Source organism: Escherichia sp. S10b, assembly GCF_028421345.1.
In the GTDB taxonomy this organism is placed as follows: domain Bacteria; phylum Pseudomonadota; class Gammaproteobacteria; order Enterobacterales; family Enterobacteriaceae; genus ECMA0423.
The window spans coordinates 1-25,044 of record NZ_JAHZSO010000152.1 but is presented as its reverse complement, the minus strand read 5'-3'; the positions used below and the strand labels follow the sequence as shown (position 1 = coordinate 25,044).

Genomic DNA, 25,044 nt, shown 5'->3' with positions numbered 1-25,044 from the left:
CCCTTCGGGCCGTTGCTGACGCAACGTTATCCTCCCTGGTGCCTGCGGTTAATACCGCTATCTCTTCGATACCTTCATTGCTGAAGGTTACGGAGAATATGGTGCATCCGGGAGGATTCGAACCTCCGACCGCTCGGTTCGTAGCCGAGTACTCTATCCAGCTGAGCTACGGATGCATCGGGAAAATTTATTTTACTGCTGATATTGATATCGCTACTAAAGCCATATCAAGTAAGAGATGGTGCATCCGGGAGGATTACTCGCCTTGCGGCTCGCCCTTCGGGCCGTTGCTAAAGCAACGTTATCATCCCTGGTGCCTGCGGTTAATTCCGCTACCTCTTCGATACCTTCATTGCTGAAGATTTCGGAGAATATGGTGCATCCGGGAGGATTCGAACCTCCGACCGCTCGGTTCGTAGCCGAGTACTCTATCCAGCTGAGCTACGGATGCATCGGGAAAATTTATTTTACTGCTGATATTGATACCGCTACTAAAGCCATATCAAGTAAGAGATGGTGCATCCGGGAGGATTCGAACCTCCGACCGCTCGGTTCGTAGCCGAGTACTCTATCCAGCTGAGCTACGGATGCATCGGGAAACTTACTTTACTGCAGATTTTTTAATACCGCTACTAAAGCCGTATCAAGTAAGAGGTGGTGCATCCGGGAGGATTACTCGCCTTGCGGCTCGCCCTTCGGGCCGTTGCTAAAGCAACGTTATCCTCCCTGGTGCCTGCGGTTATACCGCCACCTCTTCCATACCTTCATCGCTGAAAGTACGTAGAATATGGTGCATCCGGGAGGATTCGAACCTCCGACCGCTCGGTTCGTAGCCGAGTACTCTATCCAGCTGAGCTACGGATGCAAATGGCGGTGAGGCGGGGATTCGAACCCCGGATGCAGCTTTTGACCGCATACTCCCTTAGCAGGGGAGCGCCTTCAGCCTCTCGGCCACCTCACCACACGCCTCTTACGAGTGCTTCGAAGAACTTGTTTATCGCTCATCGTCGCTGCGTGGCGCACATATTACTTTCTGAGACTTATAAGTCAAACAATTTTTCCTACACTTTTATCGTTTGCACACTTCACGTTCAATTAGTCTGTAAAAACGTCAAAAAGAGTGTTTTATCAACAGAAAAATGGAGGTCTGACAGATAGTAGTAATGCAAAAAAATGGAGACTTAAGTTGAATGAACGGGAGTAAAGCGAAAAGACTATAGAGTGAAGGAGAAATTTTGAGGGTGCGTCTCACCGATAAAGATGAGACGCGGAAAGATTAGTAACTGGACTGCTGGGATTTTTCAGCCTGGATACGCTGGTAGATCTCTTCACGGTGAACAGAAACTTCCTTCGGGGCATTTACGCCAATACGTACCTGGTTGCCCTTTACCCCTAAAACTGTCACGGTGACCTCATCCCCAATCATGAGGGTCTCACCAACTCGACGAGTCAGAATCAGCATTCTTTGCTCCTTGAAAGATTAAAAGAGTCGGGTCTCTCTGTATCCCGGCATTATCCATCATATAACGCCAAAAAGTAAGCAATGACAAACACATTACATGTAAGCAGTCATGGCATTACATTCTGTTAAACCTAAGTTTAGCCGATATACACAACTTCAACCTGACTTTATCGTTGTCGATAGCGTTAATGCGAATGCCGTGAAGCGAGTCCACGGCATTGCCTGACGCTTATATTATTGCAATTTCGCGCTGACCCAGCCTTTCACACTGGCTAACGCTGCAGGTAAGGCCGCAGCATCCGTACCACCGGCTTGCGCCATGTCAGGACGTCCACCACCCTTGCCGCCCACCTGCTGAGCGACCATACCAATCAGTTCCCCTGCTTTCACACGATCTGTGACGTCCTTAGATACGCCTGCAATCAGAGAAACCTTACCTTCGGCTACCGTTGCCAGCACGATAATTGTCGACCCCAGCTGATTTTTTAAATCGTCAACCATGGTACGCAACATTTTCGGCTCAACACCGCTAAGCTCGCTAACCAACAGCTTAACACCATTAACATCAATTGCCTTACTGGAAAGATTTGCGCTCTCCTGTGCGGCAGCTTGTTCTTTAAGCTGTTGTAGTTCTTTTTCTAACTGACGCGTACGTTCCAGTACTGAGCGCACTTTATCCGCCAGATTATTGCTATCGCCTTTCAGCAGATGCGCGACTTCGCTTAAGCGATCGCTGTCTGCATGAACGGTGGTGATAGCGCCTTCTCCGGTTACCGCTTCGATACGACGAACGCCTGCAGCAGTACCCGATTCAGAGATGATGCGGAACAGACCAATATCACCAGTGCGGCTGGCGTGAGTACCGCCACACAGCTCGGTGGAGAAATCGCCCATGCTCAGCACGCGTACACGCTCATCATACTTCTCGCCGAACAGCGCCATCGCACCTTTCGCTTTCGCCGCTTCGAGATCCATGATGTTGGTTTCGATCGGCAAATTGCGACGAATCTGTGCGTTCACCAGGTCTTCGACCGCACGAATCTCTTCCGGTTTCATCGCTTCGTTGTGTGAGAAGTCGAAGCGCAGCACCTTGTCGTTAACCAGTGAACCTTTCTGCGATACATGAGTCCCCAGAACCTGGCGCAGCGCAGCGTGCATCAGGTGCGTTGCGGAGTGATTCAGACGAATACGGGCGCGACGAGCCTCATCAACATCAGCCTGCACAGCGTCGCCCACTTTCAGAGAACCCGCAGCAAGTTTACCGATGTGACCAATCGCCTGGCCGTATTTCTGCGTATCTTCCACCGCGAAGGAGAAGTTAGCGCCTTTCAGTTCGCCTTTATCACCAACCTGACCGCCGGATTCCGCATAGAATGGTGTTTGATCCAGCACGACCACAGCTTCCTGGCCTGCATTGATTGCATCAACCGCTTTACCATCAACAAACAGCGCGGTCACTTTGCCGTTCAGTTCCAGATGGTCATAGCCTTTAAATTCAGATGCACTATCAACACGGATCATTGCGTTGTAATCGGCACCAAAGCCGCTGGCTTCGCGCGCGCGACGACGCTGCTCTTCCATTGCTGCTTCAAAACCAGCTTCGTCAACTTTGATGTTGCGCTCACGACAAACATCAGCCGTCAGGTCAACCGGGAAGCCATAGGTGTCGTACAGACGGAAAGCCGTTTCACCATCCAGCGTATCACCAGAAAGTTTTGCCAGCTCTTCATCCAGCAACGCCAGACCGCGCTCCAGAGTACGGGCAAACTGCTCTTCTTCAGTCTTCAGCACCTGCTCAACCTGCGCCTGCTGGCGTTTCAGGTCTTCACCCGCAGAGCCCATAACGTCGATCAGCGGACCAACCAGTTTGTAGAAGAAGGTTTCTTTCGCGCCGAGCATATTGCCGTGACGCACTGCGCGACGAATGATACGACGCAGTACATAACCACGGTTTTCATTGGACGGCATTACGCCATCCGCGATCAGGAACGCACAAGAACGAATGTGGTCAGCGATTACGCGCAGCGATTTATTGCTCAGATCGGTCGCGCCAGTGACTTTCGCTACCGCCTGGATCAACGTGCGGAACAGGTCGATGTCATAGTTAGAGTTAACGTGTTGCAGCACCGCAGCAATACGCTCCAGACCCATACCGGTATCTACAGACGGCTTCGGCAGCGGTTCCATCGTGCCATCTGCCTGGCGGTTGAACTGCATGAAGACGATGTTCCAGATCTCAATGTAGCGGTCGCCGTCTTCTTCCGGACTTCCCGGAGGGCCACCCCAAATGTGGTCGCCGTGATCGTAGAAGATTTCGGTGCACGGGCCGCACGGACCAGTGTCACCCATCTGCCAGAAGTTGTCAGATGCGTATGGCGCACCTTTGTTATCGCCGATGCGAATAATACGTTCGCGCGGGATCCCGACTTCTTTTTCCCAGATTTCGTAGGCTTCGTCGTCGCTTTCATAGACGGTAACCCACAGACGCTCTTTCGGCAGGGCAAACCATTTTTCGCTGGTCAGCAGTTCCCATGCAAACTGAATGGCATCGTGTTTGAAATAGTCGCCGAAGCTGAAGTTGCCCAGCATTTCGAAGAAGGTATGGTGACGCGCGGTGTAACCGACGTTTTCCAGGTCGTTGTGTTTACCACCCGCACGCACGCAGCGTTGGGAAGTGGTAGCGCGGGAATAATTACGCTTGTCGAGCCCAAGGAACACATCCTTGAACTGGTTCATCCCGGCGTTGGTAAACAACAAAGTTGGGTCGTTATGGGGTACCAGGGAGCTGCTGGCAACTACCTGATGTCCCTTACTATGGAAAAAGTCGAGAAACGCCTGACGGATCTCAGCGGTGCTCTTGCTCATAATTATCCTGAAATCAAGCTAACGAAATATCGCCACCAGCTCCAGCGTGTCTTAACCGCCGGGCTGGTAACTGAAAAGTGGGAATAAGATAAGTTTTCTTGACTGGGAAGTAAAATACCGTATGCGTTCAGTCGGCAAAATTTCGCCAAATATCCTGGATATCTTCCATCAGATAGCCACGATAGAGCAGAAAACGCTGGATCTTAACTTTTTCTGAAAAGACAGTTGGCAAAGGTTCACCATATTTTCGCGTCGCCTGATCGCGCGCCAGTGCGCACCAGTCGATGTCACATTCACGCATCGCTTTTTCTGTCGCTTCGCGGGAAATACCTTTCTGATTCAGTTCCTGACGAATACGTGCAGGTCCATAACCTTTGCGGCTACGGCTGGCGATAAAGCGCGCAACAAATCGGCTGTCATCGAGATAGCCATGTTCATGGCACCAGGCAATAACGCGCTCGTAATCTTCTGCCGTAGCATCAATCTCTTCTGGGCCATTTTTGCCCATAATCGGTGCCGCGAGTTTACGTCGCAGTTCTTGCTCACTGTGATCGCGCACCGCCAGAATGCGTACCGCACGATCCAACAGGCGAGCATATGCCGGGCGACGGGACGTTGATTCTGTCATGGCATATCCTTACAACTTAAAAAAGCAAAAGGGCCGCAGATGCGACCCAGGTTTTGCTGATAAACAGATTTAATAGTCAATGAGTGTGCAGAATGTTCCCGCAGGCCCAATTCGTTAGAGGATCGAGGTGAGAGTAATTTTTCACGCCAGTGCTGGCCTGTTCCCCTCACCCTAACCCTCTCCCCAAAGGGGCGAGGGGACCGTCCGTGCACACATTATCTATTATCATCAATAACGAACGATTAAAAATCTTCGTTAGTTTCTGCTACGCCTTCGCTGTCATCTACAGAGAAATCCGGCGTTGAGTTCGGGTTGCTCAGCAGCAACTCACGTACTTTCTTCTCGATCTCTTTCGCGGTTTCCGGGTTATCTTTCAGCCAGGCAGTTGCATTCGCTTTACCCTGACCGATCTTCTCACCTTTGTAGCTGTACCACGCGCCTGCTTTCTCGATCAGCTTCTCTTTTACGCCCAGGTCAACCAGTTCGCCGTAGAAGTTGATACCTTCGCCGTAGAGGATCTGAAATTCAGCCTGTTTAAACGGTGCAGCGATTTTGTTCTTCACCACTTTCACGCGGGTTTCGCTACCCACCACGTTTTCGCCCTCTTTCACCGCGCCGATACGACGGATGTCGAGACGAACAGAGGCGTAGAATTTCAGCGCGTTACCACCGGTAGTGGTTTCCGGGTTACCGAACATCACACCAATTTTCATACGGATCTGGTTGATGAAGATCAGCAGCGTGTTGGACTGCTTCAGGTTACCCGCCAGCTTACGCATCGCCTGGCTCATCATACGTGCCGCAAGGCCCATGTGAGAGTCGCCGATTTCGCCTTCGATTTCCGCTTTCGGCGTCAGTGCCGCCACGGAGTCAACGACGATAACGTCTACTGCGCCAGAACGCGCCAGGGCGTCACAGATTTCCAGTGCCTGCTCGCCGGTGTCCGGCTGGGAGCACAGCAGGTTATCGATATCGACGCCCAGTTTACGTGCGTAGATTGGGTCCAGCGCGTGTTCAGCATCGATAAACGCACAGGTTTTACCTTCACGCTGCGCTGCGGCGATCACCTGCAACGTCAGCGTGGTTTTACCGGAAGATTCCGGTCCGTAGATTTCGACGATACGGCCCATCGGTAGACCACCTGCCCCAAGCGCGATATCCAGTGAAAGCGAACCGGTAGAGATGGTTTCCACATCCATGGAACGGTCTTCACCCAGGCGCATGATGGAGCCTTTACCAAATTGTTTCTCAATCTGGCCCAGTGCTGCCGCCAACGCTTTCTGTTTGTTTTCGTCGATAGCCATTTTTACTCCTGTCATGCCGGGTAATACCGGATAGTCAATATGTTCTGTTGAAGCAATTATACTGTATGCTCATACAGTATCAAGTGTTTTGTAGAAATTGTTGCCACAAGGTCTGCAATGCATACGCAGTAGCCTGACGACGCACCGCATCACGGTCGCCGCTGAAGCATTCCCGCCGGGTAATGCCTTCACCGCGGGCAGTGGCAAAAGCAAACCAGACGGTGCCGACAGGCTTCTCTTCACTGCCGCCATCCGGCCCGGCGATACCACTAATAGACACGGCATAATCAGCACGAGCCGCTTTCAGTGCGCCTATCGCCATTTCCACCACGACGGGTTCACTCACCGCGCCATGCTGCGCCAGCGTCTCTTCGCGTACGCCGATCATCTGCGCTTTGGCTTCGTTACTGTAGGTGACAAATCCGCGTTCAAACCAGGCGGAGCTACCGGCAATATCGGTAATCACTTTCGCTACCCAACCACCGGTACAAGACTCGGCAGTTGTTACGGTTGCGCCACGGGCTTTCAGCGCCTGCCCAACCTGTTCACTTAACTGCATCAGTTCACTGTCAGTCATCACAACCTCTGTCAGTCAAAAATTTATGCCGGACAAGATAGCACTTTCGTCAGGAAGATGGTGTTGGCGTTGCAATTTTACGAGGAGGATTCAGAAAAAAGCTGATTAGCCAGAGGGAAGCTCACGCCCCCCTCTTGTAAATAGCTACTGTACTCGCGCCAGCGCCACGGCTTGTCCTAACTGCCAGACCGCCATTGCGTAATGGGTGCTGTGGTTGTAACGGGTGATGGTGTAGAAGTTCGGCAGACCGTACCAGTACTGGTAGCCGGTGCCAACATCCAGACGCAGCAGGCTGGCTTGTTGATGGTTGCCCAGCGGCTGCTGTGGCGTTAAACCTGCGGCGGCAAGCTGCGAAATGCTGTACTTAGTTTTGAAGCCATTTGGCAAGCCTGGAGCCTGACCGTTTGCCATTACCGCGACCTGATCGCCTTTCACCCAGCCGTGCGCTTTGAAATAGTTCGCCACGCTACCGATCGCATCAACCGGATCCCACAGGTTGATATGCCCGTCGCCGCTGAAATCTACCGCATATTGTTTGTAAGACGACGGCATAAACTGTCCGTAGCCCATCGCCCCGGCAAAGGAACCTTTCAGATTGAGCGGATCGTCCTGCTCGTCGCGCGCCATCAACAGGAAGGTTTCCAGCTCGCCAGAGAAATACTCCGCGCGGCGTGGGTAGTTAAATGACAGCGTTGCCAGCGCATCGAGGATGCGAGTTTTCCCCATCACGCGCCCCCAGCGGGTTTCAACGCCGATAATCCCGACGATAATTTCCGGCGGTACGCCATACACCTGCCACGCGCGATTCAACGCATCTTCATACTGATTCCAGAAAACCACACCGTTCTGCACGTTGTCCGGCGTAATAAATTTTTTGCGATAACGCAGCCATGCGCCGTTCGGACCTGATGGCGGTTTCACCGATGTGGTTGGTGCCTGGTTATCCATCAGCCGCAGTACCGAATCCAGACGTTTCGCCTGGGAGAGAATTTCCTGCAACTGCTGACGATCGAAACCGTGTTTGTTCACCATTTTGTCGATGAACTGCTGGGCATTCGGGTTATTAGCGAAATCGCCGCCCATCTGCATCACATTGTGCTGCGGCTCAAGCAGGAAGCCGCCAGACGGCGTTCCGGTGGTCGTATCAGTCTCAGTAGGTTTTGGCTTGCTGCTACAGGCGGCAAGCAACACAAAAAGGGGAAGCAATGTTACATAACGACGCTTGAACATGAGGGGTCCATTTAACAGATTCAACCAGGGGCAAGTATGGTAAAGCATCACGCCCCGCACAAGGAAGCGGTAGTCACTGCCCGATACGGACTTTACATAACTCAACTCATTCCCCTCGCTATCCTTTTATTCAAACTTTCAAATTAAAATATTTATCTTTCATTTTGCGATCAAAATAACACTTTTAAATCTTTCAATCTGATTAGATTAGGTTGCCGTTTGGTAATAAAACAATAAATCCTGAAGGAGAGAACAATGATAGAAACCATTACTCATGGTGCAGAGTGGTTTATCGGGCTGTTCCAAAAGGGCGGAGAGGTGTTTACCGGGATGGTGACCGGCATTCTTCCGCTGTTGATTAGCCTGCTGGTTATCATGAACGCACTGATTAATTTTATCGGTCAGCATCGTATTGAACGTTTTGCTCAACGTTGCGCCGGTAACCCTGTTTCCCGTTACCTACTGTTACCGTGCATTGGCACGTTTGTCTTTTGCAATCCGATGACCCTAAGCCTGGGTCGCTTTATGCCGGAAAAGTACAAACCCAGCTACTACGCGGCGGCCTCTTATAGCTGCCACTCAATGAATGGCCTCTTCCCCCATATCAACCCTGGCGAACTGTTTGTTTATCTTGGCATTGCCAGCGGTCTGACAACGCTGAACCTGCCACTTGGCCCACTGGCGGTGAGTTATCTGCTGGTTGGTCTGGTCACCAATTTCTTCCGCGGCTGGGTGACCGATCTGACCACCGCCATTTTTGAGAAAAAGATGGGCATTCAACTTGAACAAAAAGTTCACCTGGCAGGAGCAACATCATGACGCATATTCGGATCGAAAAAGGAACGGGTGGCTGGGGCGGCCCGCTTGAGCTGAAAGCCACGCCGGGAAAAAAAATCGTCTATATCACCGCCGGTACCCGGCCTGCGATTGTTGACAAACTGGCACAGCTTACTGGCTGGCAGGCTATTGACGGATTTAAAGAAGGTGAACCCGCGGAGGCGGAAATTGGTGTCGCGGTAATCGACTGTGGCGGCACATTACGCTGCGGCATCTATCCGAAACGACGTATTCCCACCATTAATATCCACTCGACGGGCAAGTCCGGTCCGCTGGCGCAGTACATTGTGGAAGATATTTATGTCTCTGGCGTAAAAGAAGAAAACATCACTGTAGTAGGTGATGCGACACCACAACCCTCTTCCGTGGGCCGTGACTATGACACCAGTAAGAAAATCACCGAACAAAGCGATGGTTTACTGGCGAAGGTGGGAATGGGCATGGGGTCCGCCGTTGCGGTGCTGTTTCAATCTGGTCGTGACACCATCGACACTGTATTAAAAACCATTCTGCCGTTTATGGCATTCGTCTCGGCGCTCATTGGCATCATTATGGCTTCTGGCCTTGGTGACTGGATTGCCCACGGTCTTGCTCCGCTGGCGAGCCATCCACTGGGTCTGGTCATGCTGGCGCTCATCTGTTCCTTCCCACTGCTTTCACCTTTCCTCGGCCCAGGCGCAGTTATCGCACAGGTTATCGGCGTATTGATTGGCGTGCAGATTGGTCTCGGCAATATTCCGCCGCATCTGGCTTTACCGGCACTGTTTGCCATCAACGCGCAGGCGGCCTGCGACTTCATCCCGGTCGGTTTGTCGCTGGCGGAAGCCCGTCAGGACACGGTTCGCGTCGGTGTCCCTTCTGTACTGGTGAGCCGCTTTTTAACCGGCGCGCCGACTGTACTGATCGCCTGGTTTGTCTCCGGTTTTATCTATCAATAGAGGCTGAAACATGACCGTTATTTATCAGACCACCATCACCCGTATCGGCGCGAGTGCCATTGACGCCCTCAGTGACCAGATGCTCATCACCTTTCGTGAAGGCGCGCCTGCGGACCTCGAAGAGTATTGCTTCATTCATTGCCACGGCGAGTTGAAAGGTGCACTCCATCCCGGTTTGCAATTTTCACTCGGGCAGCATCGCTATCCGGTGACCGCTGTTGGCAGCGTGGCGGAAGACAACCTTCGCGAACTGGGTCATGTCACCCTGCGCTTCGATGGTTTAAACGAAGCGGAATTTCCGGGCACTGTCCATGTGGCAGGCCCTGTCCCCGACGATATCGCGCCGGGATCGGTTTTGAAGTTTGAATCTGTTAAGGAGTAAAAAATGAATCAGGTTGCCGTTGTCATCGGTGGTGGGCAAACCTTAGGCGCGTTCCTGTGCCACGGTCTGGCTGCCGAGGGGTATCGCGTCGCGGTTGTCGATATTCAGAGCGACAAAGCCGCAAATGTGGCACAAGAAATTAACGCCGAATATGGTGAAAGTATGGCGTACGGTTTTGGTGCTGACGCCACTAGCGAGCAAAGCGTTCTGGCGCTCTCTCGTGGGGTAGATGAAATCTTTGGTCGCGTGGATTTGCTGGTCTACAGCGCCGGAATAGCAAAAGCAGCCTTTATCAGCGACTTCCAGCTCGGCGATTTTGACCGTTCGCTACAGGTGAATCTGGTGGGTTATTTCCTGTGTGCGCGTGAATTTTCGCGTTTGATGATCCGCGACGGGATTCAGGGGCGCATTATTCAGATCAACTCGAAATCCGGCAAAGTGGGCAGCAAACACAACTCTGGCTACAGCGCAGCGAAATTTGGTGGCGTCGGGCTGACTCAATCACTGGCGCTGGATCTGGCGGAGTACGGCATTACGGTGCATTCACTGATGCTCGGTAACCTGCTGAAATCGCCGATGTTCCAGTCACTGTTGCCACAATACGCGACCAAGCTGGGTATCAAACCGGATCAAGTCGAGCAGTATTACATCGACAAAGTACCGCTCAAACGCGGCTGCGATTATCAAGATGTGCTGAATATGCTGCTGTTCTACGCCAGTCCTAAGGCGTCGTACTGCACCGGACAGTCGATCAATGTCACCGGCGGTCAGGTGATGTTCTGATCAACAGCGGAGATCCATTAAGGATCTCCGTGAGACTATAGAATGCCTGATGCGCTACGCTCATCAGGCATACAGGACTTCCGCCACTACATTAAGGAAAAGTTATGGTATCCGCACTCATCACCGTCGCCGTTATCGCCTGGTGTGCGCAACTGGCCTTAGGCGGCTGGCAAATTTCTCGTTTTAACCGTGCCTTCGACACACTATGCCAGCAAGGGCGGGTTGGCGTGGGCCGTTCCAGCGGGCGCTTTAAACCGCGGGTCGTGGTCGCCATCGCGCTGGACGATCAGCAGCGCATCGTCGACACCTTGTTTATGAAAGGACTGACCGTCTTCGCCCGACCGCAAAAAATTCCCGCAATTACCGGTATGCATGCGGGTGATTTACAGCCCGATGTGATCTTTCCCCATGATCCACTATCACAGAATGCTCTATCATTGGCGCTTAAACTGAAACGTGGATAATTTCGTTGTGAATGTTACTTGCTTGCGAAGTTATCATTTTGAAACCTAAATCAGGTAATCACGCCCATGAAACCTCGTCAGCGTCAGGCCGCCATTCTGGAGTATCTGCAAAAGCAGGGTAAATGCTCGGTTGAAGAATTGGCGCAATACTTTGACACCACAGGCACAACCATTCGCAAAGATCTGGTCATTCTGGAACATGCCGGAACCGTCATTCGTACTTATGGCGGAGTGGTGTTGAATAAAGAGGAATCCGATCCGCCTATCGATCATAAAACGCTCATCAACACCCACAAGAAAGAGCTGATTGCAGAAGCTGCCGTTAGTTTTATTCATGATGGCGACTCAATAATTCTTGATGCTGGCAGTACCGTTTTGCAGATGGTCCCCCTGCTCTCGCGCTTTAATAACATCACGGTGATGACCAACAGTCTGCATATCGTCAATGCGCTATCTGAACTGGATAACGAACAAACCATCCTGATGCCAGGCGGAACATTTCGCAAAAAATCGGCCTCATTTCACGGGCAACTGGCAGAGAATGCCTTCGAGCATTTCACCTTCGACAAATTATTCATGGGTACTGACGGCATCGATCTCAATGCGGGCGTAACCACCTTCAACGAGGTCTATACCGTCAGTAAGGCAATGTGCAATGCCGCGCGCGAAGTGATTTTAATGGCGGACTCATCAAAGTTTGGCCGTAAAAGCCCCAACGTAGTTTGCAGTCTTGAAAGCGTCGATAAGCTGATTACCGACGCAGGTATCGATCCGGCGTTTCGTCAGGCGCTGGAAGAGAAAGGGATCGATGTGATCATAACCGGAGAGAGCAATGAGTGAAGCACTACTGAACGCGGGACGTCAGACGTTAATGCTGGAGTTGCAGGAAGCAAGCCGTTTACCGGAACGTCTGGGCGATGATTTTGTTCGCGCCGCCAATATCATCCTGCACTGCGAAGGCAAAGTGGTGGTTTCGGGAATTGGCAAATCGGGCCACATTGGTAAGAAAATCGCCGCAACACTTGCCAGTACCGGCACACCGGCTTTTTTTGTCCATCCGGCAGAAGCACTGCACGGCGATCTGGGGATGATTGAAAGCCGCGATGTGATGCTGTTTATCTCTTACTCCGGTGGCGCGAAGGAACTGGATCTGATTATTCCGCGTCTGGAAGATAAATCTATCGCGCTGCTGGCGATGACCGGCAAACCGACGTCACCGCTGGGCCTGGCGGCAAAAGCGGTGCTGGATATCTCCGTAGAACGCGAAGCCTGCCCGATGCACCTTGCGCCGACCTCCAGCACCGTCAATACCCTGATGATGGGTGACGCGCTGGCGATGGCGGTCATGCAGGCGCGCGGTTTTAATGAAGAAGATTTTGCCCGCTCCCACCCAGCTGGGGCACTGGGCGCTCGCTTGCTGAATAAAGTGCATCATCTGATGCGCCGTGATGACGCTATCCCGCAGGTAGCGTTAGCCGCCAGCGTGATGGATGCGATGCTGGAGCTCAGCCGCACCGGTCTGGGGCTGGTGGCGGTATGTGACGCTCAACAACAGGTACAAGGCGTCTTTACCGACGGCGATTTACGTCGCTGGCTGGTTGGCGGCGGCGCACTCACCACGCCAGTTAATGAAGCGATGACGACAGGCGGCACCACATTACAGGCGCAAAGCCGTGCCATCGACGCCAAAGAGATCCTGATGAAGCGCAAAATCACTGCCGCACCGGTGGTAGATGAAAACGGCAAACTCACCGGCGCAATTAACTTGCAGGATTTCTATCAGGCCGGGATTATTTAATCCTTCAATCCCAGACGTTTCGCCAGCCGATGCAGGTTGGCGACGTCAGTTTCCAGCATTCGCGCGCAGGCAGCCCAGTTGTGATGATTTTGTGCCAGTGCCTGGCGAATGGTTTCACGCTGGAACGCTTCTGTCGCTTCACGCAGATTTTGCTTAACAACGGGCACCGCTGCCGCTTCTGGCGGCGGCAACGTCACCTCAGGAAAAGCAAAATGTTGCGCCTCAAGAATCACTTCATCGCCGCTGCGAGTGGCTCTCGACAGTACTACCGCCCGATGAATAGCATGTTCCAGTTCGCGCACGTTCCCCGGAAAACTGTAGTGTTGCAGTAAATTTCGCGCCCCGGCACTTAATACCACGCGGGAGAGCCCCAGCCGCAAACGACACTGCTCGCAGAAATACCCCGCCAGCAGAATGACATCATCGCCCCGCTCACGCAGCGGCGGCACCGAAAGTGGAAACACGCTCAGGCGATGAAACAAGTCAGCGCGAAATCGCCCTGCCAGTACCTCTTCGCGTAAGTCGCGGTTAGTCGCCGCCAGCACGCGCACATCGACCCGCAAACTGCGGTCATCGCCAACGCGCTGAATATCGCCATACTGCAACACTCGCAGCAACTTGGCCTGCAAAGCCAACGACAACTCGCCGATCTCATCGAGAAACAGTGTGCCGTTATCCGCCATTTCAAACTTCCCGCTGCGGTTACTGATAGCGCCAGTAAACGCCCCTTTCACATGCCCGAACAACTCACTTTCCGCCACACTTTCCGGCAGTGCGGCACAGTTGAGATAGACCAGCGGATTCACCGCCCGTGGCGAGGCTTCATGAATCGCTTTCGCCACCAGCTCCTTACCGGTTCCCGTCTCACCGCTGATCAGGACGTTGAGATCGGACGCCGCCACAATCTCAATCTCTTTTTTCAGTTGCGTCATGCCAGGGGACAAGCCAATCATCTGCGTCTGTTTCACCGCTTCAAACGGCGTGGCATCGCCTGGCATCATATTCTGGCTTTCCAGTTGTTCAATCAGCAACGCATTGCTTAACGCTCCCGCCGCCAGCGCAGCAATCAGCCGTAGCTCTTCGTCGCTGAAAACATCGAACTGATCGGGCTGCATCCCGTCGAGCGTCAGTGCGCCGATCAGGTTTTGCCCGGCAAACAATGGCAGACCAACGCAGGCGTGAACCTTCAGACTCTCCTGCCCAGGAATCAAACCGTCATAGGGATCGGGCAATTCGCTGTCTGCAGGAAAGCGCACCACGTCCCCGGCGCGGGCAATCGCTTCAAGCCGTGGATGCCCTTCCAGCGCAAAGCGTCTACCGAGTACATCCTTTGCCAGACCGTCGATGGCAAGCGGAATAAACTGCCGCGAATCGTAACGTAGCAACGCAGACGCATCGCACTCCAGCACCTGACGTAGCGTGGTGATCAGGCGCTGAAAACGATCCTGATGACCAATCCCACGCTGCAATTCGATGGCGATATTCGCCAGCACATCAACGGAAAAACTCATCTTTGCCTCACTGTCAATTTGACTATAGATATTGTCATATCGACCATTTGATTGATAGTCATTTTGACTACTCATTAATGAGCATACTTTTATTTATATAGTAAAAACAATCAGATAAAAAACTGGCACGCAATCTGCAATTAGCAAGACATCTTTTTAGAACACGCTGAATAAATTGAGGTTGCTATGTCTATTGTGGTGAAAAATAACATTCATTGGGTTGGTCAACGTGACTGGGAAGTGCGTGATTTTCACGGCACGGAATATAAAACGCTGCGCGGCAGCAGTTACAACAGCTATCTCATCCGCGAAGAAAAAAACGTGCTGATCGACACCGTCGACCATAAATTCAGCCGCGAATTTGTGCAGAACCTGCGTAATGAAATCGATCTGGCGGATATCGATTACATCGTGATTAACCATGCAGAAGAGGACCACGCTGGGGCGCTGACCGAACTGATGGCGCAAATTCCCGATACGCCGATCTACTGTACTGCCAACGCTATCGACTCGATAAATGGTCATCACCATCATCCGGAGTGGAATTTTAATGTGGTGAAAACTGGCGACACGCTGGATATCGGCAACGGCAAACAGCTCATTTTTGTCGAAACACCAATGCTGCACTGGCCGGACAGCATGATGACTTACCTGACAGGCGACGCGGTGCTGTTCAGTAACGATGCTTTCGGTCAGCACTACTGCGACGAGCATCTGTTCAACGATGAAGTGGATCAGACGGAGCTTTTCGAGCAGTGCCAGCGTTACTACGCCAATATCCTGACGCCGTTCAGCCGCCTGGTAACGCCGAAAATTACCGAGATCCTGGGCTTTAACTTACCAGTCGATATGATAGCCACTTCCCACGGCGTGGTATGGCGCGATAACCCGACGCAAATTGTCGAGCTGTACCTGAAATGGGCGGCTGATTATCAGGAAGACAGAATCACCATTTTCTACGACACCATGTCGAATAACACCCGCATGATGGCTGACGCTATCGCCCAGGGGATTGCGGAAACCGACCCACGCGTGGCGGTGAAAATTTTCAACGTCGCCCGAAGCGATAAAAACGAAATCCTGACTAATGTCTTCCGCTCAAAAGGCGTGCTGGTCGGCACTTCGACGATGAATAACGTGATGATGCCGAAAATCGCCGGGCTGGTGGAGGAGATGACTGGTTTACGCTTCCGTAACAAACGCGCCAGTGCTTTCGGCTCTCACGGCTGGAGCGGCGGTGCGGTGGATCGCCTTTCCACGCGCCTGCAGGATGCGGGTTTCGAAATGTCGCTCAGCCTGAAAGCCAAATGGCGACCAGACCAGGACGCTCTGGAGTTATGCCGTGAACACGGTCGCGAAATCGCCCGTCAGTGGGCGCTCGCGCCGCTGCCGCAGAGCACGGTGAATACGGTAGTTAAAGAAGAAACCTCTGCCACGACGACGGCTGACCTCGGCCCACGAATGCAGTGCAGCGTCTGCCAGTGGATTTACGATCCGGCAAAAGGCGAGCCAATGCAGGACGTTGCGCCAGGAACGCCGTGGAGTGAAGTCCCGGATAACTTCCTCTGCCCGGAATGCTCCCTCGGCAAAGACGTCTTTGACGAACTGGCATCGGAGGCAAAATGAGTAACGGCATTGTGATCATCGGTTCGGGCTTCGCCGCCCGCCAACTGGTGAAAAATATTCGCAAACAGGACGCCACTATTCCATTAACCCTGATTGCCGCCGACAGCATGGATGAGTACAACAAACCTGACCTCAGCCATGTTATCAGTCAGGGGCAACGTGCCGATGACCTTACCCGCCAGACGGCGGGTGAATTTGCCGAGCAGTTTAATCTGCACCTGTTTCCACAAACCTGGGTGACGGATATCGATGCCGAAGCCCGTGTGGTGAAAAGCCAGAATAATCAGTGGCAATACGACAAGCTAGTACTGGCAACCGGTGCCAGTGCCTTTGTCCCGCCTGTGCCTGGGCGTGAGTTAATGCTGACGTTAAATAGTCAGCAAGAGTATCGCGCCTGTGAAACGCAACTGCGGGATGCCCGACGCGTGTTGATTGTTGGCGGTGGTTTGATTGGTAGCGAACTGGCGATGGATTTTTGTCGTGCAGGCAAAGCGGTCACGCTAATCGACAACGCTGCCAGTATTCTGGCGTCGTTAATGCCACCGGAAGTAAGCAGCCGCTTGCAGCATCGGTTGACGGAGATGGGCGTTCATCTGCTGTTGAAATCTCAGTTACAGGGGCTGGAAAAAACGGATTCTGGCATTCTGGCAACGCTGGACCGCCAGCGTAGCATCGAAGTGGATGCGGTAATTGCCGCCACCGGACTGCGCCCGGAAACCGCCCTGGCACGACGCGCCGGGCTGACGATTAATCGCGGCGTTTGCGTCGATAGTTATCTGCAAACCAGTAATGACGATATTTATGCGCTGGGCGATTGCGCGGAAATCAACGGTCAGGTACTGCCATTCCTGCAGCCGATTCAACTTAGCGCGATGGTGCTGGCAAAAAATCTTCTCGGCAATAACACGCCGCTGAAACTACCGGCGATGCTGGTGAAAATCAAAACGCCGGAATTACCGCTGCATCTGGCAGGCGAAACCCAGCGTCAGGATTTACGCTGGCAAATTAATACCGAACGCCAGGGAATGGTGGCTCGCGGTGTTGACGATGCTGACCAGCTTCGCGCCTTTGTGGTCAGTGAGGATCGGATGAAAGAGGCATTTGGATTGTTGAAAACATTGCCGATGTAGGTGGGCTACTGTGCCTAAAATGTCGGATGCGACGCTGGCGCGTCTTATCCGACCTACGGGGACGCATGTGTAGGCCGGATAAGGCGTTTACGCCGCATCCGGCAATGGTGTCCAAATGCAACACGTTTTATCCGTTCTGGACTTCACCCGCTAACCAACGCGCCGCAGCAATAACCCCCTGCCCCAGAGACAAACCGCCATCACCCGCCGGTAAACTCTGTGGAAAGAGCAATGTGAAATCAGCGAGATAATGCGCCAGACGTGCACGCAGCAAACGGTTATGAATAACCCCGCCGCTAAATACCAGCGTAGTGATACCACGCATCGTGGCCTGCTCACGCATCAACGCGGCAAAACCCTGCGCCAGCGCATCATGAAACGCCCACGCGCGTTGATTAACCGGTGCCTGCCAGTTCAGCCACTGCTGCCAGAAAGTGGCGAGATCCAGTTGATTGTCCACCAGCGGCATTGTCACCGGATGCGTCACTCCGTGGCACGAAGCTGCGAGTGCCTCCAGAGCACAAGCCGCTTCACCTTCATAACTTAACGTGGCTGGCGCACAGCCCAGTGCCGCCGCCACGGCATCGAACAACCGCCCACACGATGACGCCAGCGGCGCGTTAATTCCACGCTCAATGGCCCGCGCCAGCACGCTCCAGTTTTGCTGTTGCACACTTGCTGTTTCAGAATAATTCTGCCACTCCGGCACAAAGCGCAGGCACTGCGCCAGCAGGTTTCGCCACGGCTGCTTCGCCGCCAAATCGCCACCCGGAAGCGCCACTGCAGGCAAGCCGCCCAGGTGCTCACATTCGCGATAGTTCACCCGCAGACACTCGCCGCCCCACAAAGCGCCGTTCTCCCCCATACCGATACCATCGAGCGTCAAAGCAATGACATCACCGCCATCCAGCGGCCACTGATGCTCTGCCAGACACGCCGCTGCGTGGGCATGATGATGCAGCACCGTTTGCGTCGGCATATTCATTTCGCTCGCCCACTGGCTGGAGACATAGCCCGGATGCACGTCATGCACAACGTATTGCGGAGTGAAATCGTAGATGTTTTGCATCAGGCGTAACGCTTCGCGCCACTGCATCTGGATGCCATCGTCACTTAAATCGCCCAGATGCTGACTCAACACCGCTTGTTCACCGCGCACCAGGCAGAAGGTGTTTTTCAGATCCGCGCCAAGACACAGCACAGGCGGAACATTTTTAAAGCCCGGAGGCAAAACCAGCGCATCCGGCACATACCCGCGTGAACGGCGCAGCATTTCGCCGCTTTCGCGCACCACCGAATCATCCATCCGCTGCACGATGTCGCGGTTATGTATCAAGAATCCGTCGGCAATGCCCTGCAAATCCTCCAGCGCCTGTTCGTTGCTGATAGCCGGTGGTTTACCGCTCAGGTTGCCGGAGGTCATCACCAGCGGGCATTGCAGTTCCTGTAACAGCAAATGCTGGAGCGGGTTCGCAGGCAACATTACCCCGACTTCGTTAAGGTCAGGGGCGATATCATCACAAAGCTCAGGAACGTATTTTTTATCCACCAGCACAATCGGCGCGGCGGGCGTGGTAAGCAACTGGCGCGCAGCGTCTGGTAAACCGTCAGCCACTGGCAACATGACCGCCAGCGGTTTCGCCGGGCGATGTTTGCGCGCCCGAAGTGTCGCCACCGCGTTACTGTTACGTGCATCGCAGGCAAGATGAAATCCGCCAATCCCTTTGATGGCGACAATGTTGCCCATTTTTAACTGTGCGATAGCCGCCTGTAATGCCGCCTCTTGTTCTGCATGTTCACCATGACTTACCCATTCAAGATGTGGGCCACACTCCGGGCAGGCCACCGGCTGGGCGTGGAAGCGACGATCGAGCGGGTCGCGGTACTCTTTGTCACAAGCCGGACACAACGGAAACGCCGCCATCACGGTAAACGGGCGGTCGTAAGGCATGGCGCGAATAATGGTGAAACGCGGGCCGCAGTGGGTACAGTTGATAAACGGATAACGATAACGCCGTTCGCCTGGGGTATTCATTTCGGCAAGACAGGCAGGGCAAGTAGCGGCATCGGGAACAATTTGCGTATTCATGGTGCCGCCTGTGCTCTGGCGTATAGTGAACTCGGTGGGCAGTTGTGACCAGATGTACGGCTCACGCTCGACGCTATCAATACGCGCCAGCGGCGGGCAGTGCTGATGCAATTGAACAAGAAACGTTTCCGGGTCTTCCAGCAGCCGGACTTCTACGCCATCGCCGTCATTACAGACATCGCCGTGAAGATTTAATTGCTGTGCCAGCTGCCAGACAAACGGACGAAAACCGACGCCCTGCACTTTGCCTCGAATACGCAGTTGGACACCGCAAGATGTGTTTTTTGCCATTGAGTTATTCCCGCCATCATGAATTGCGTAACCCGCCCTGCCGGACACGACTGCGTCGTATCCGGCAGTCTCAGGTCGGCGATACCGCCAGCTCCGTATTCTACGAATATTTCCGGGAATTCCTTTGATGCCAGAACAGTTCTATAAGATTTTTAGAACATCAGCGCCGTACGGCGACGTTTTTCTGCGCTCAGTTGTTCAAGTTTATTACGATCGACACAAATCAGCGCATGGGTCGGGCAAGCCGCCATACACGCCGGGCCGTCTTCGCGATGGTTGCACAGGTCGCATTTATTGGCTTCAGCTTTGTCAGCCCGTACATTCAGCCCCGCGCCGCTGTTGCGGATCACCGGACGTACCACCACTTCCATCGCGCCATACGGGCAAGCCACCACGCAGGTTTTGCAACCAATGCAACGTTCCTGCATCACATGAACAAACCCTTTATCACGGCTGATAGCACCATTCGGGCAGACGTTAGCGCACGGTGCATCTTCACACTGACGGCAGACTGTCGCCGTGGAAATGTTCACACCTTTAATGACATGGATTCGCGGTAAAAAGGTTTCCGGGGTCAGCGATGCACAGTCCTGATTTTCCTGATGAGAAACCACGCACGCCACTTCACAGGTACGGCAACCAATACATTTACTCGCGTCAGCAATGATGAAACGGTTCATCAAATTCTCCAGCAATGACAGTTAATGCGCCGATACATTCACAAATCATGCCAGTTTTTAATTTGCTGTTATTTAAGGAAATTAATTTCTGTAATGCAGGAAAAAAGATGTCATCGACACTAGTGACGATGACATGTGATGACAATGTTTATCGCGAAAGGGCAATGAGTGAGTCGCGGCGGATCAGTTTTCCGCTGAAGGTTTTCGGCGGTGAGAAATCCCCGCCATCGAGCATAAAAATCAGCCGTCCAATAATTTCCTGAATCATCTCTGTTACCGGAATTTTTACGCTGGAGAGCGCCGGAACGGTGTAGGGGGCAATTGCGATATCATCGAATCCGATAACCGACACCTGCTCTGGCACCGCTACGCCGCGCTCGTGCAACGCTTTGATCGCACCTATCGCCATATCGTCGTTACTGGCAACTAACGCGCTAAATTTAGCCCCACGTTCGAGCAACGTTTCTACCCCTTCGGCCCCGCTGGCGGGCGTCCATTTACCGTTAGCGATAAGTTTTTCATTGAGCGCAATACCATGCTGCGACAGCGCGTCTTTATACCCGGCAAGACGTTCAACGCTGGTGGGGGAATCCATCGAGCCGGTAAGGAAAGCAATCTCCTGATGTCCGGCGTTTATCAACTCTGCCACGGCATTAAAGCTGGTCTGTTTATGATCGCACCAGACGCTATGGCTGCTGTTTTTGCGCAGGCGGCGATTAAGCACCATTATCGGCTGACTGTGCGCGTCAATGATGTCATCAATCTCATCCACGCTTAAAAAACGCGGGTAAATCATAATGGCGTCGCAGCGCAAATCCAGCAGATACTGAATCGCCTGGCGCTCTTCTTCGGCGCTGTGTTTACCATCTGCCAATAGCAACTGCCGCCCTTTCTCTTCCGCCATTCGCGCGGCATGAAACAGTAATTCACTAAAATAAATGCCGTGATAAAGCGTGTTGGTCACTACCAGCCCCAGCGTCTGAGTACTCTTCGCCGACAGATTGCGGGCCAGCAAATTTGGGCGGTAACCGCTCTCTTCTACCGCCTGAAACACGCGATCTTTAGTCTCCTGGCTGACGTAGCCATTACCTGAAAGCACGCGGGAAACGGTCGCTTTTGAAACCCCGGCGCGCTTCGCCACTTCCAGCATCGTCGTCATCATTTTCATCCCTTTACACGCAATCAACGCAGTGTACTGCACCGTTTGCCGATTGTCCTTGCGCAATCGGCGGGAAAAATATTCAGGTGACCGGTTTCACAAATATAAAAAATGAACAATTAACTCTCTTGCTTATTTAGTGACAACTATTCATGATTTTGTGAAACCGGTTTCCTAATTCCGTTTCAGCATCGGCATTTTTCCGTTACGTCGACTGATAACAACTACATCTACCCTACTGATAACAGGATAAAATCCGATGGCCAAAAATTATGCGGCGCTGGCACGCTCGGTGATAGCGGCACTGGGCGGCGTTGATAACATCTCGGCGGTCACGCACTGTATGACGCGTTTGCGCTTTGTTATCAAAGATGACCAGCTTATCGACAGCCCGACGTTAAAAACCATCCCCGGCGTGCTCGGCGTGGTACGTAGTGACAACCAGTGTCAGGTGATTATCGGCAATACCGTTTCACAAGCCTTTCAGGAAGTCGTCAGCCTGCTGCCGGGAGATATGCAGCCCGCACAGCCCGTGGGTAAACCCAAACTCACGCTGCGTCGCATTGGTGCAGGGATCCTCGATGCGCTGATCGGCACCATGTCACCGCTGATCCCGGCGATTATCGGCGGATCGATGGTCAAACTGCTGGCGATGATCCTCGAGATGAGCGGCGTGCTGACAAAAGGATCGCCGACCTTAACCATTCTGAATGTGATTGGTGACGGTGCTTTCTTCTTCCTGCCGCTGATGGTCGCGGCATCTGCCGCCATCAAATTTAAAACCAATATGTCGCTGGCGATTGCCATCGCGGGTGTGCTGGTACATCCGAGTTTTATTGAACTGATGGCGAAAGCGGCCCAGGGTGAACATGTCGAATTTGCCCTGATTCCGGTCACCGCGGTGAAATACACCTACACAGTGATCCCGGCGCTGGTGATGACCTGGTGCCTGTCATATATCGAACGCTGGGTGGATCGCATTACACCGGCGGTGACCAAAAACTTCCTCAAGCCAATGCTGATTGTGTTGATTGCCGCACCGCTGGCAATCCTGCTGATTGGCCCGATTGGTATCTGGATCGGTAGCGCCATTTCGGCGCTGGTTTACACCATTCATGGTTATCTGGGCTGGCTTTCAGTCGCCATTATGGGCGCGCTGTGGCCTCTGCTGGTAATGACCGGGATGCACCGCGTCTTTACGCCAACCATCATTCAGACCATTGCCGAAACCGGCAAAGAAGGGATGGTCATGCCGTCAGAGATCGGCGCTAACCTGTCGCTGGGCGGTTCATCACTGGCGGTGGCGTGGAAAACGAAAAACCCGGAACTGCGCCAGACGGCGCTGGCTGCGGCGGCATCAGCCATTATGGCGGGGATTTCCGAACCGGCGTTATACGGCGTGGCGATCCGCCTGAAACGTCCGCTTATCGCCAGTCTTATCAGCGGCTTTATTTGCGGCGCGGTTGCCGGTATGGCGGGGCTTGCCAGCCACTCAATGGCAGCGCCGGGGTTATTTACCAGCGTGCAGTTCTTCGATCCGGCGAATCCAATGAGCATCGTCTGGGTGTTCGCGGTCATGGCGCTGGCGGTCATGCTGTCGTTTATCCTCACACTGTTGCTCGGCTTCGAGGATATTCCTGTTGAGGAAGCGACTGCCGAGGCGCGAAAGCATCAGAGCGTACAACCGACCGTCGCCAAAGAAGTAAGTCTTAATTGAGGATGAAAATGTCAGTATTTCCAGAAGGTTTTTTATGGGGCGGCGCGCTTGCCGCCAACCAGTCTGAAGGTGCGTTCCGTGAAGGTGGCAAAGGGCTGACCACTGTCGATATGATCCCACACGGCGAGCATCGAATGGCGGTGAAACTGGGGCTGGAAAAACGTTTTCAGTTGCGCGATGACGAGTTTTATCCCAGCCATGAGGCGACGGATTTTTATCATCGTTATAAAGAAGATATCGCCCTGATGGCAGAGATGGGATTCAAGGTTTTCCGTACCTCAATTGCCTGGAGCCGTCTCTTTCCGCAGGGCGATGAAATCACGCCCAATCAGCAGGGCATTGCTTTTTATCGTTCTGTCTTTGAAGAGTGTAAAAAGTACGGTATCGAACCGCTGGTCACGTTGTGCCACTTCGATGTGCCGATGCATCTGGTCACCGAATATGGCTCCTGGCGTAACCGCAAGCTGGTGGAGTTTTTCAGCCGCTACGCCCGGACCTGCTTTGAAGCATTTGATGGTCTGGTGAAATACTGGCTTACCTTCAATGAAATCAACATTATGTTGCATAGCCCGTTCTCCGGCGCGGGTCTGGTGTTTGAAGAAGGTGAAAATCAGGATCAGGTGAAATATCAGGCCGCGCATCACCAGCTGGTTGCCAGTGCGCTAGCCACCAAAATCGCCCATGAGGTTAACCCGCAAAATCAGGTGGGCTGTATGCTGGCGGGCGGTAACTTCTACCCTTACAGTTGCAAGCCGGAAGATGTCTGGGCGGCGCTGGAGAAAGACCGGGAAAACCTGTTTTTTATCGATGTGCAGGCGCGGGGCGCGTATCCGGCTTACTCTGCCCGCGTATTCCGCGAAAAAGGGGTAACCATCGACAAAGCACCGGGCGATGATGAAATCCTGAAAAACACCGTCGATTTTGTCTCTTTCAGCTATTACGCCTCGCGCTGCGCCTCGGCGGAGATGAACGCCAACAATAGCAGTGCGGCGAACGTAGTGAAATCGCTGCGTAACCCGTATCTGCAAGTGAGCGACTGGGGCTGGGGTATTGATCCACTCGGTCTGCGTATCACCATGAACATGATGTACGACCGTTATCAGAAGCCGCTGTTTCTGGTGGAAAACGGCCTCGGCGCAAAAGATGAACTTGCTGCCAATGGCGAGATTAACGATGACTATCGCATCAGCTATTTACGCGAACATATCCGCGCAATGGGCGAAGCGATTGCAGATGGCATTCCGCTGATGGGCTACACCACATGGGGCTGTATTGATTTAGTTTCCGCCTCTACGGGTGAAATGAGCAAACGCTACGGTTTTGTCTACGTAGACCGTGACGACGCAGGCAACGGCACGCTGACGCGCACGCGTAAGAAATCGTTCTGGTGGTATAAAAAAGTAATTGCCAGTAATGGGGAAGATTTAGAGTAAGTAACCGTGCCGGATGCGGCGTGAACGCCTTATCCGGCCTACATAGTTCGTGCGACATGTAGATACTGTTATGGCCTGCAAGTTTTTTCCTGGTCCGGTTTCCCGGATTGCAGGCATGCCAGACACAGCGCCGTCAGGCG

General features: G+C 53.1%; 21 protein-coding genes and 5 tRNA genes. 11 read left to right on the top strand and 15 right to left on the bottom strand.

All coding sequences use genetic code 11. The features are described 5' to 3' along the window. Positions 1 to 99: 99 nt before the first annotated feature. The 11 genes from FTE26_RS09255 to mltB all read right to left on the bottom strand — a co-directional run bounded on the left by FTE26_RS09255 (position 100) and on the right by mltB (position 8,066). Positions 100 to 176 (bottom strand) — tRNA-Arg (locus FTE26_RS09255). A gap of 198 nt (positions 177 to 374) precedes the next feature. Then, a tRNA-Arg gene (locus FTE26_RS09250) sits at positions 375 to 451 on the bottom strand. Between the two features lie 63 nt (positions 452 to 514). Then, a tRNA-Arg gene (locus FTE26_RS09245) sits at positions 515 to 591 on the bottom strand. A gap of 197 nt (positions 592 to 788) precedes the next feature. Next, positions 789 to 865: transfer RNA gene (locus FTE26_RS09240), tRNA-Arg, on the bottom strand. Positions 866 to 868: 3 nt separating this feature from the next. Beyond that, positions 869 to 961 (bottom strand) — tRNA-Ser (locus FTE26_RS09235). A 315-nt stretch (positions 962 to 1,276) separates the two neighbouring features. Further along, positions 1,277 to 1,462, bottom strand: coding sequence for a carbon storage regulator CsrA (gene csrA, locus FTE26_RS09230; protein WP_000906486.1), 186 nt, complete (start codon positions 1,460 to 1,462; stop codon positions 1,277 to 1,279). A gap of 234 nt (positions 1,463 to 1,696) precedes the next feature. Continuing rightward, positions 1,697 to 4,327 (bottom strand): alanine--tRNA ligase, encoded by a 2,631-nt coding sequence (alaS, locus tag FTE26_RS09225; RefSeq protein ID WP_000047176.1) that lies wholly within the window; start codon positions 4,325 to 4,327, stop codon positions 1,697 to 1,699. A 127-nt stretch (positions 4,328 to 4,454) separates the two neighbouring features. Further along, the gene (gene recX, locus FTE26_RS09220) at positions 4,455 to 4,955 is read right to left on the bottom strand and encodes a recombination regulator RecX (protein WP_000140506.1); all 501 of its coding nucleotides are present in this window, start codon (positions 4,953 to 4,955) and stop codon (positions 4,455 to 4,457) included. Positions 4,956 to 5,197: 242 nt separating this feature from the next. Beyond that, positions 5,198 to 6,259 (bottom strand): recombinase RecA, encoded by a 1,062-nt coding sequence (gene recA / locus FTE26_RS09215; RefSeq protein ID WP_000963143.1) that lies wholly within the window; start codon positions 6,257 to 6,259, stop codon positions 5,198 to 5,200. Positions 6,260 to 6,338: 79 nt separating this feature from the next. Further along, entirely contained in the window at positions 6,339 to 6,836 is a 498-nt protein-coding gene (gene pncC / locus FTE26_RS09210) for a nicotinamide-nucleotide amidase (protein ID WP_000132231.1), read from the bottom strand. Positions 6,837 to 6,980: 144 nt separating this feature from the next. After that, positions 6,981 to 8,066, bottom strand: a complete 1,086-nt coding sequence (gene mltB, locus FTE26_RS09205) for a lytic murein transglycosylase B (RefSeq protein ID WP_001295177.1) — start codon at positions 8,064 to 8,066, stop codon at positions 6,981 to 6,983. Between the two features lie 255 nt (positions 8,067 to 8,321). Between mltB and srlA the strand changes: the two genes are divergently transcribed. The 7 genes from srlA to gutQ all read left to right on the top strand — a co-directional run bounded on the left by srlA (position 8,322) and on the right by gutQ (position 13,268). Beyond that, positions 8,322 to 8,885, top strand: coding sequence for a PTS glucitol/sorbitol transporter subunit IIC (gene srlA / locus FTE26_RS09200; protein WP_000573321.1), 564 nt, complete (start codon positions 8,322 to 8,324; stop codon positions 8,883 to 8,885). Further along, on the top strand, positions 8,882 to 9,841 hold the full coding sequence (srlE, locus tag FTE26_RS09195) for a PTS glucitol/sorbitol transporter subunit IIB (RefSeq protein ID WP_000148875.1): 960 nt from the start codon (positions 8,882 to 8,884) through the stop codon (positions 9,839 to 9,841). The genes srlA and srlE overlap by 4 nt, the downstream gene beginning before the upstream one ends. A 10-nt stretch (positions 9,842 to 9,851) precedes the next feature. Next, complete coding sequence (srlB, locus tag FTE26_RS09190) at positions 9,852 to 10,223, top strand: PTS glucitol/sorbitol transporter subunit IIA (protein WP_000216194.1); 372 nt, start codon at positions 9,852 to 9,854, stop codon at positions 10,221 to 10,223. A gap of 3 nt (positions 10,224 to 10,226) precedes the next feature. Continuing rightward, on the top strand, positions 10,227 to 11,006 hold the full coding sequence (gene srlD, locus FTE26_RS09185) for a sorbitol-6-phosphate dehydrogenase (RefSeq protein ID WP_001077358.1): 780 nt from the start codon (positions 10,227 to 10,229) through the stop codon (positions 11,004 to 11,006). Positions 11,007 to 11,110: 104 nt separating this feature from the next. Then, positions 11,111 to 11,470 (top strand): transcriptional regulator GutM, encoded by a 360-nt coding sequence (gene gutM / locus FTE26_RS09180; RefSeq protein ID WP_000252908.1) that lies wholly within the window; start codon positions 11,111 to 11,113, stop codon positions 11,468 to 11,470. Positions 11,471 to 11,536: 66 nt separating this feature from the next. Beyond that, positions 11,537 to 12,310, top strand: a complete 774-nt coding sequence (gene srlR / locus FTE26_RS09175; RefSeq protein ID WP_000804550.1) for a glucitol operon DNA-binding transcriptional repressor SrlR — start codon at positions 11,537 to 11,539, stop codon at positions 12,308 to 12,310. Continuing rightward, positions 12,303 to 13,268: an arabinose-5-phosphate isomerase GutQ gene (gutQ, locus tag FTE26_RS09170; RefSeq protein ID WP_001287410.1), complete on the top strand. Its 966-nt coding sequence runs from the start codon at positions 12,303 to 12,305 to the stop codon at positions 13,266 to 13,268. The genes srlR and gutQ overlap by 8 nt, the downstream gene beginning before the upstream one ends. Here gutQ and norR read toward each other — a convergent pair. Then, positions 13,265 to 14,779, bottom strand: a complete 1,515-nt coding sequence (gene norR / locus FTE26_RS09165) for a nitric oxide reductase transcriptional regulator NorR (protein WP_000010779.1) — start codon at positions 14,777 to 14,779, stop codon at positions 13,265 to 13,267. The genes gutQ and norR overlap by 4 nt on opposite strands. Positions 14,780 to 14,965: 186 nt before the next feature. Between norR and norV the strand changes: the two genes are divergently transcribed. Further along, on the top strand, positions 14,966 to 16,405 hold the full coding sequence (gene norV / locus FTE26_RS09160) for an anaerobic nitric oxide reductase flavorubredoxin (protein ID WP_000029622.1): 1,440 nt from the start codon (positions 14,966 to 14,968) through the stop codon (positions 16,403 to 16,405). Further along, entirely contained in the window at positions 16,402 to 17,535 is a 1,134-nt protein-coding gene (gene norW, locus FTE26_RS09155) for an NADH:flavorubredoxin reductase NorW (RefSeq protein WP_000064749.1), read from the top strand. The genes norV and norW overlap by 4 nt, the downstream gene beginning before the upstream one ends. Positions 17,536 to 17,662: 127 nt before the next feature. Here the strand turns inward: norW and hypF are convergent, their stop codons facing one another. The 3 genes from hypF to ascG all read right to left on the bottom strand — a co-directional run bounded on the left by hypF (position 17,663) and on the right by ascG (position 21,754). Continuing rightward, positions 17,663 to 19,915 (bottom strand): carbamoyltransferase HypF, encoded by a 2,253-nt coding sequence (gene hypF / locus FTE26_RS09150; protein WP_001107688.1) that lies wholly within the window; start codon positions 19,913 to 19,915, stop codon positions 17,663 to 17,665. Positions 19,916 to 20,067: 152 nt separating this feature from the next. Then, complete coding sequence (hydN, locus tag FTE26_RS09145) at positions 20,068 to 20,595, bottom strand: electron transport protein HydN (protein WP_001078777.1); 528 nt, start codon at positions 20,593 to 20,595, stop codon at positions 20,068 to 20,070. 148 nt (positions 20,596 to 20,743) lie between these two features. Further along, positions 20,744 to 21,754 (bottom strand): DNA-binding transcriptional regulator AscG, encoded by a 1,011-nt coding sequence (gene ascG, locus FTE26_RS09140; RefSeq protein WP_001363554.1) that lies wholly within the window; start codon positions 21,752 to 21,754, stop codon positions 20,744 to 20,746. A gap of 259 nt (positions 21,755 to 22,013) precedes the next feature. Here ascG and ascF point away from each other — a divergent pair, with 259 nt between their 5' ends. Next, positions 22,014 to 23,471, top strand: coding sequence for a PTS cellobiose/arbutin/salicin transporter subunit IIBC (ascF, locus tag FTE26_RS09135; protein ID WP_001107856.1), 1,458 nt, complete (start codon positions 22,014 to 22,016; stop codon positions 23,469 to 23,471). 8 nt (positions 23,472 to 23,479) lie between these two features. Continuing rightward, positions 23,480 to 24,904 carry a 6-phospho-beta-glucosidase AscB gene (gene ascB, locus FTE26_RS09130; RefSeq protein WP_000110313.1) on the top strand — a complete coding sequence of 475 codons (1,425 nt, stop codon included), beginning with the start codon at positions 23,480 to 23,482 and terminating at the stop codon, positions 24,902 to 24,904. Positions 24,905 to 25,044 lie beyond the last annotated feature (140 nt).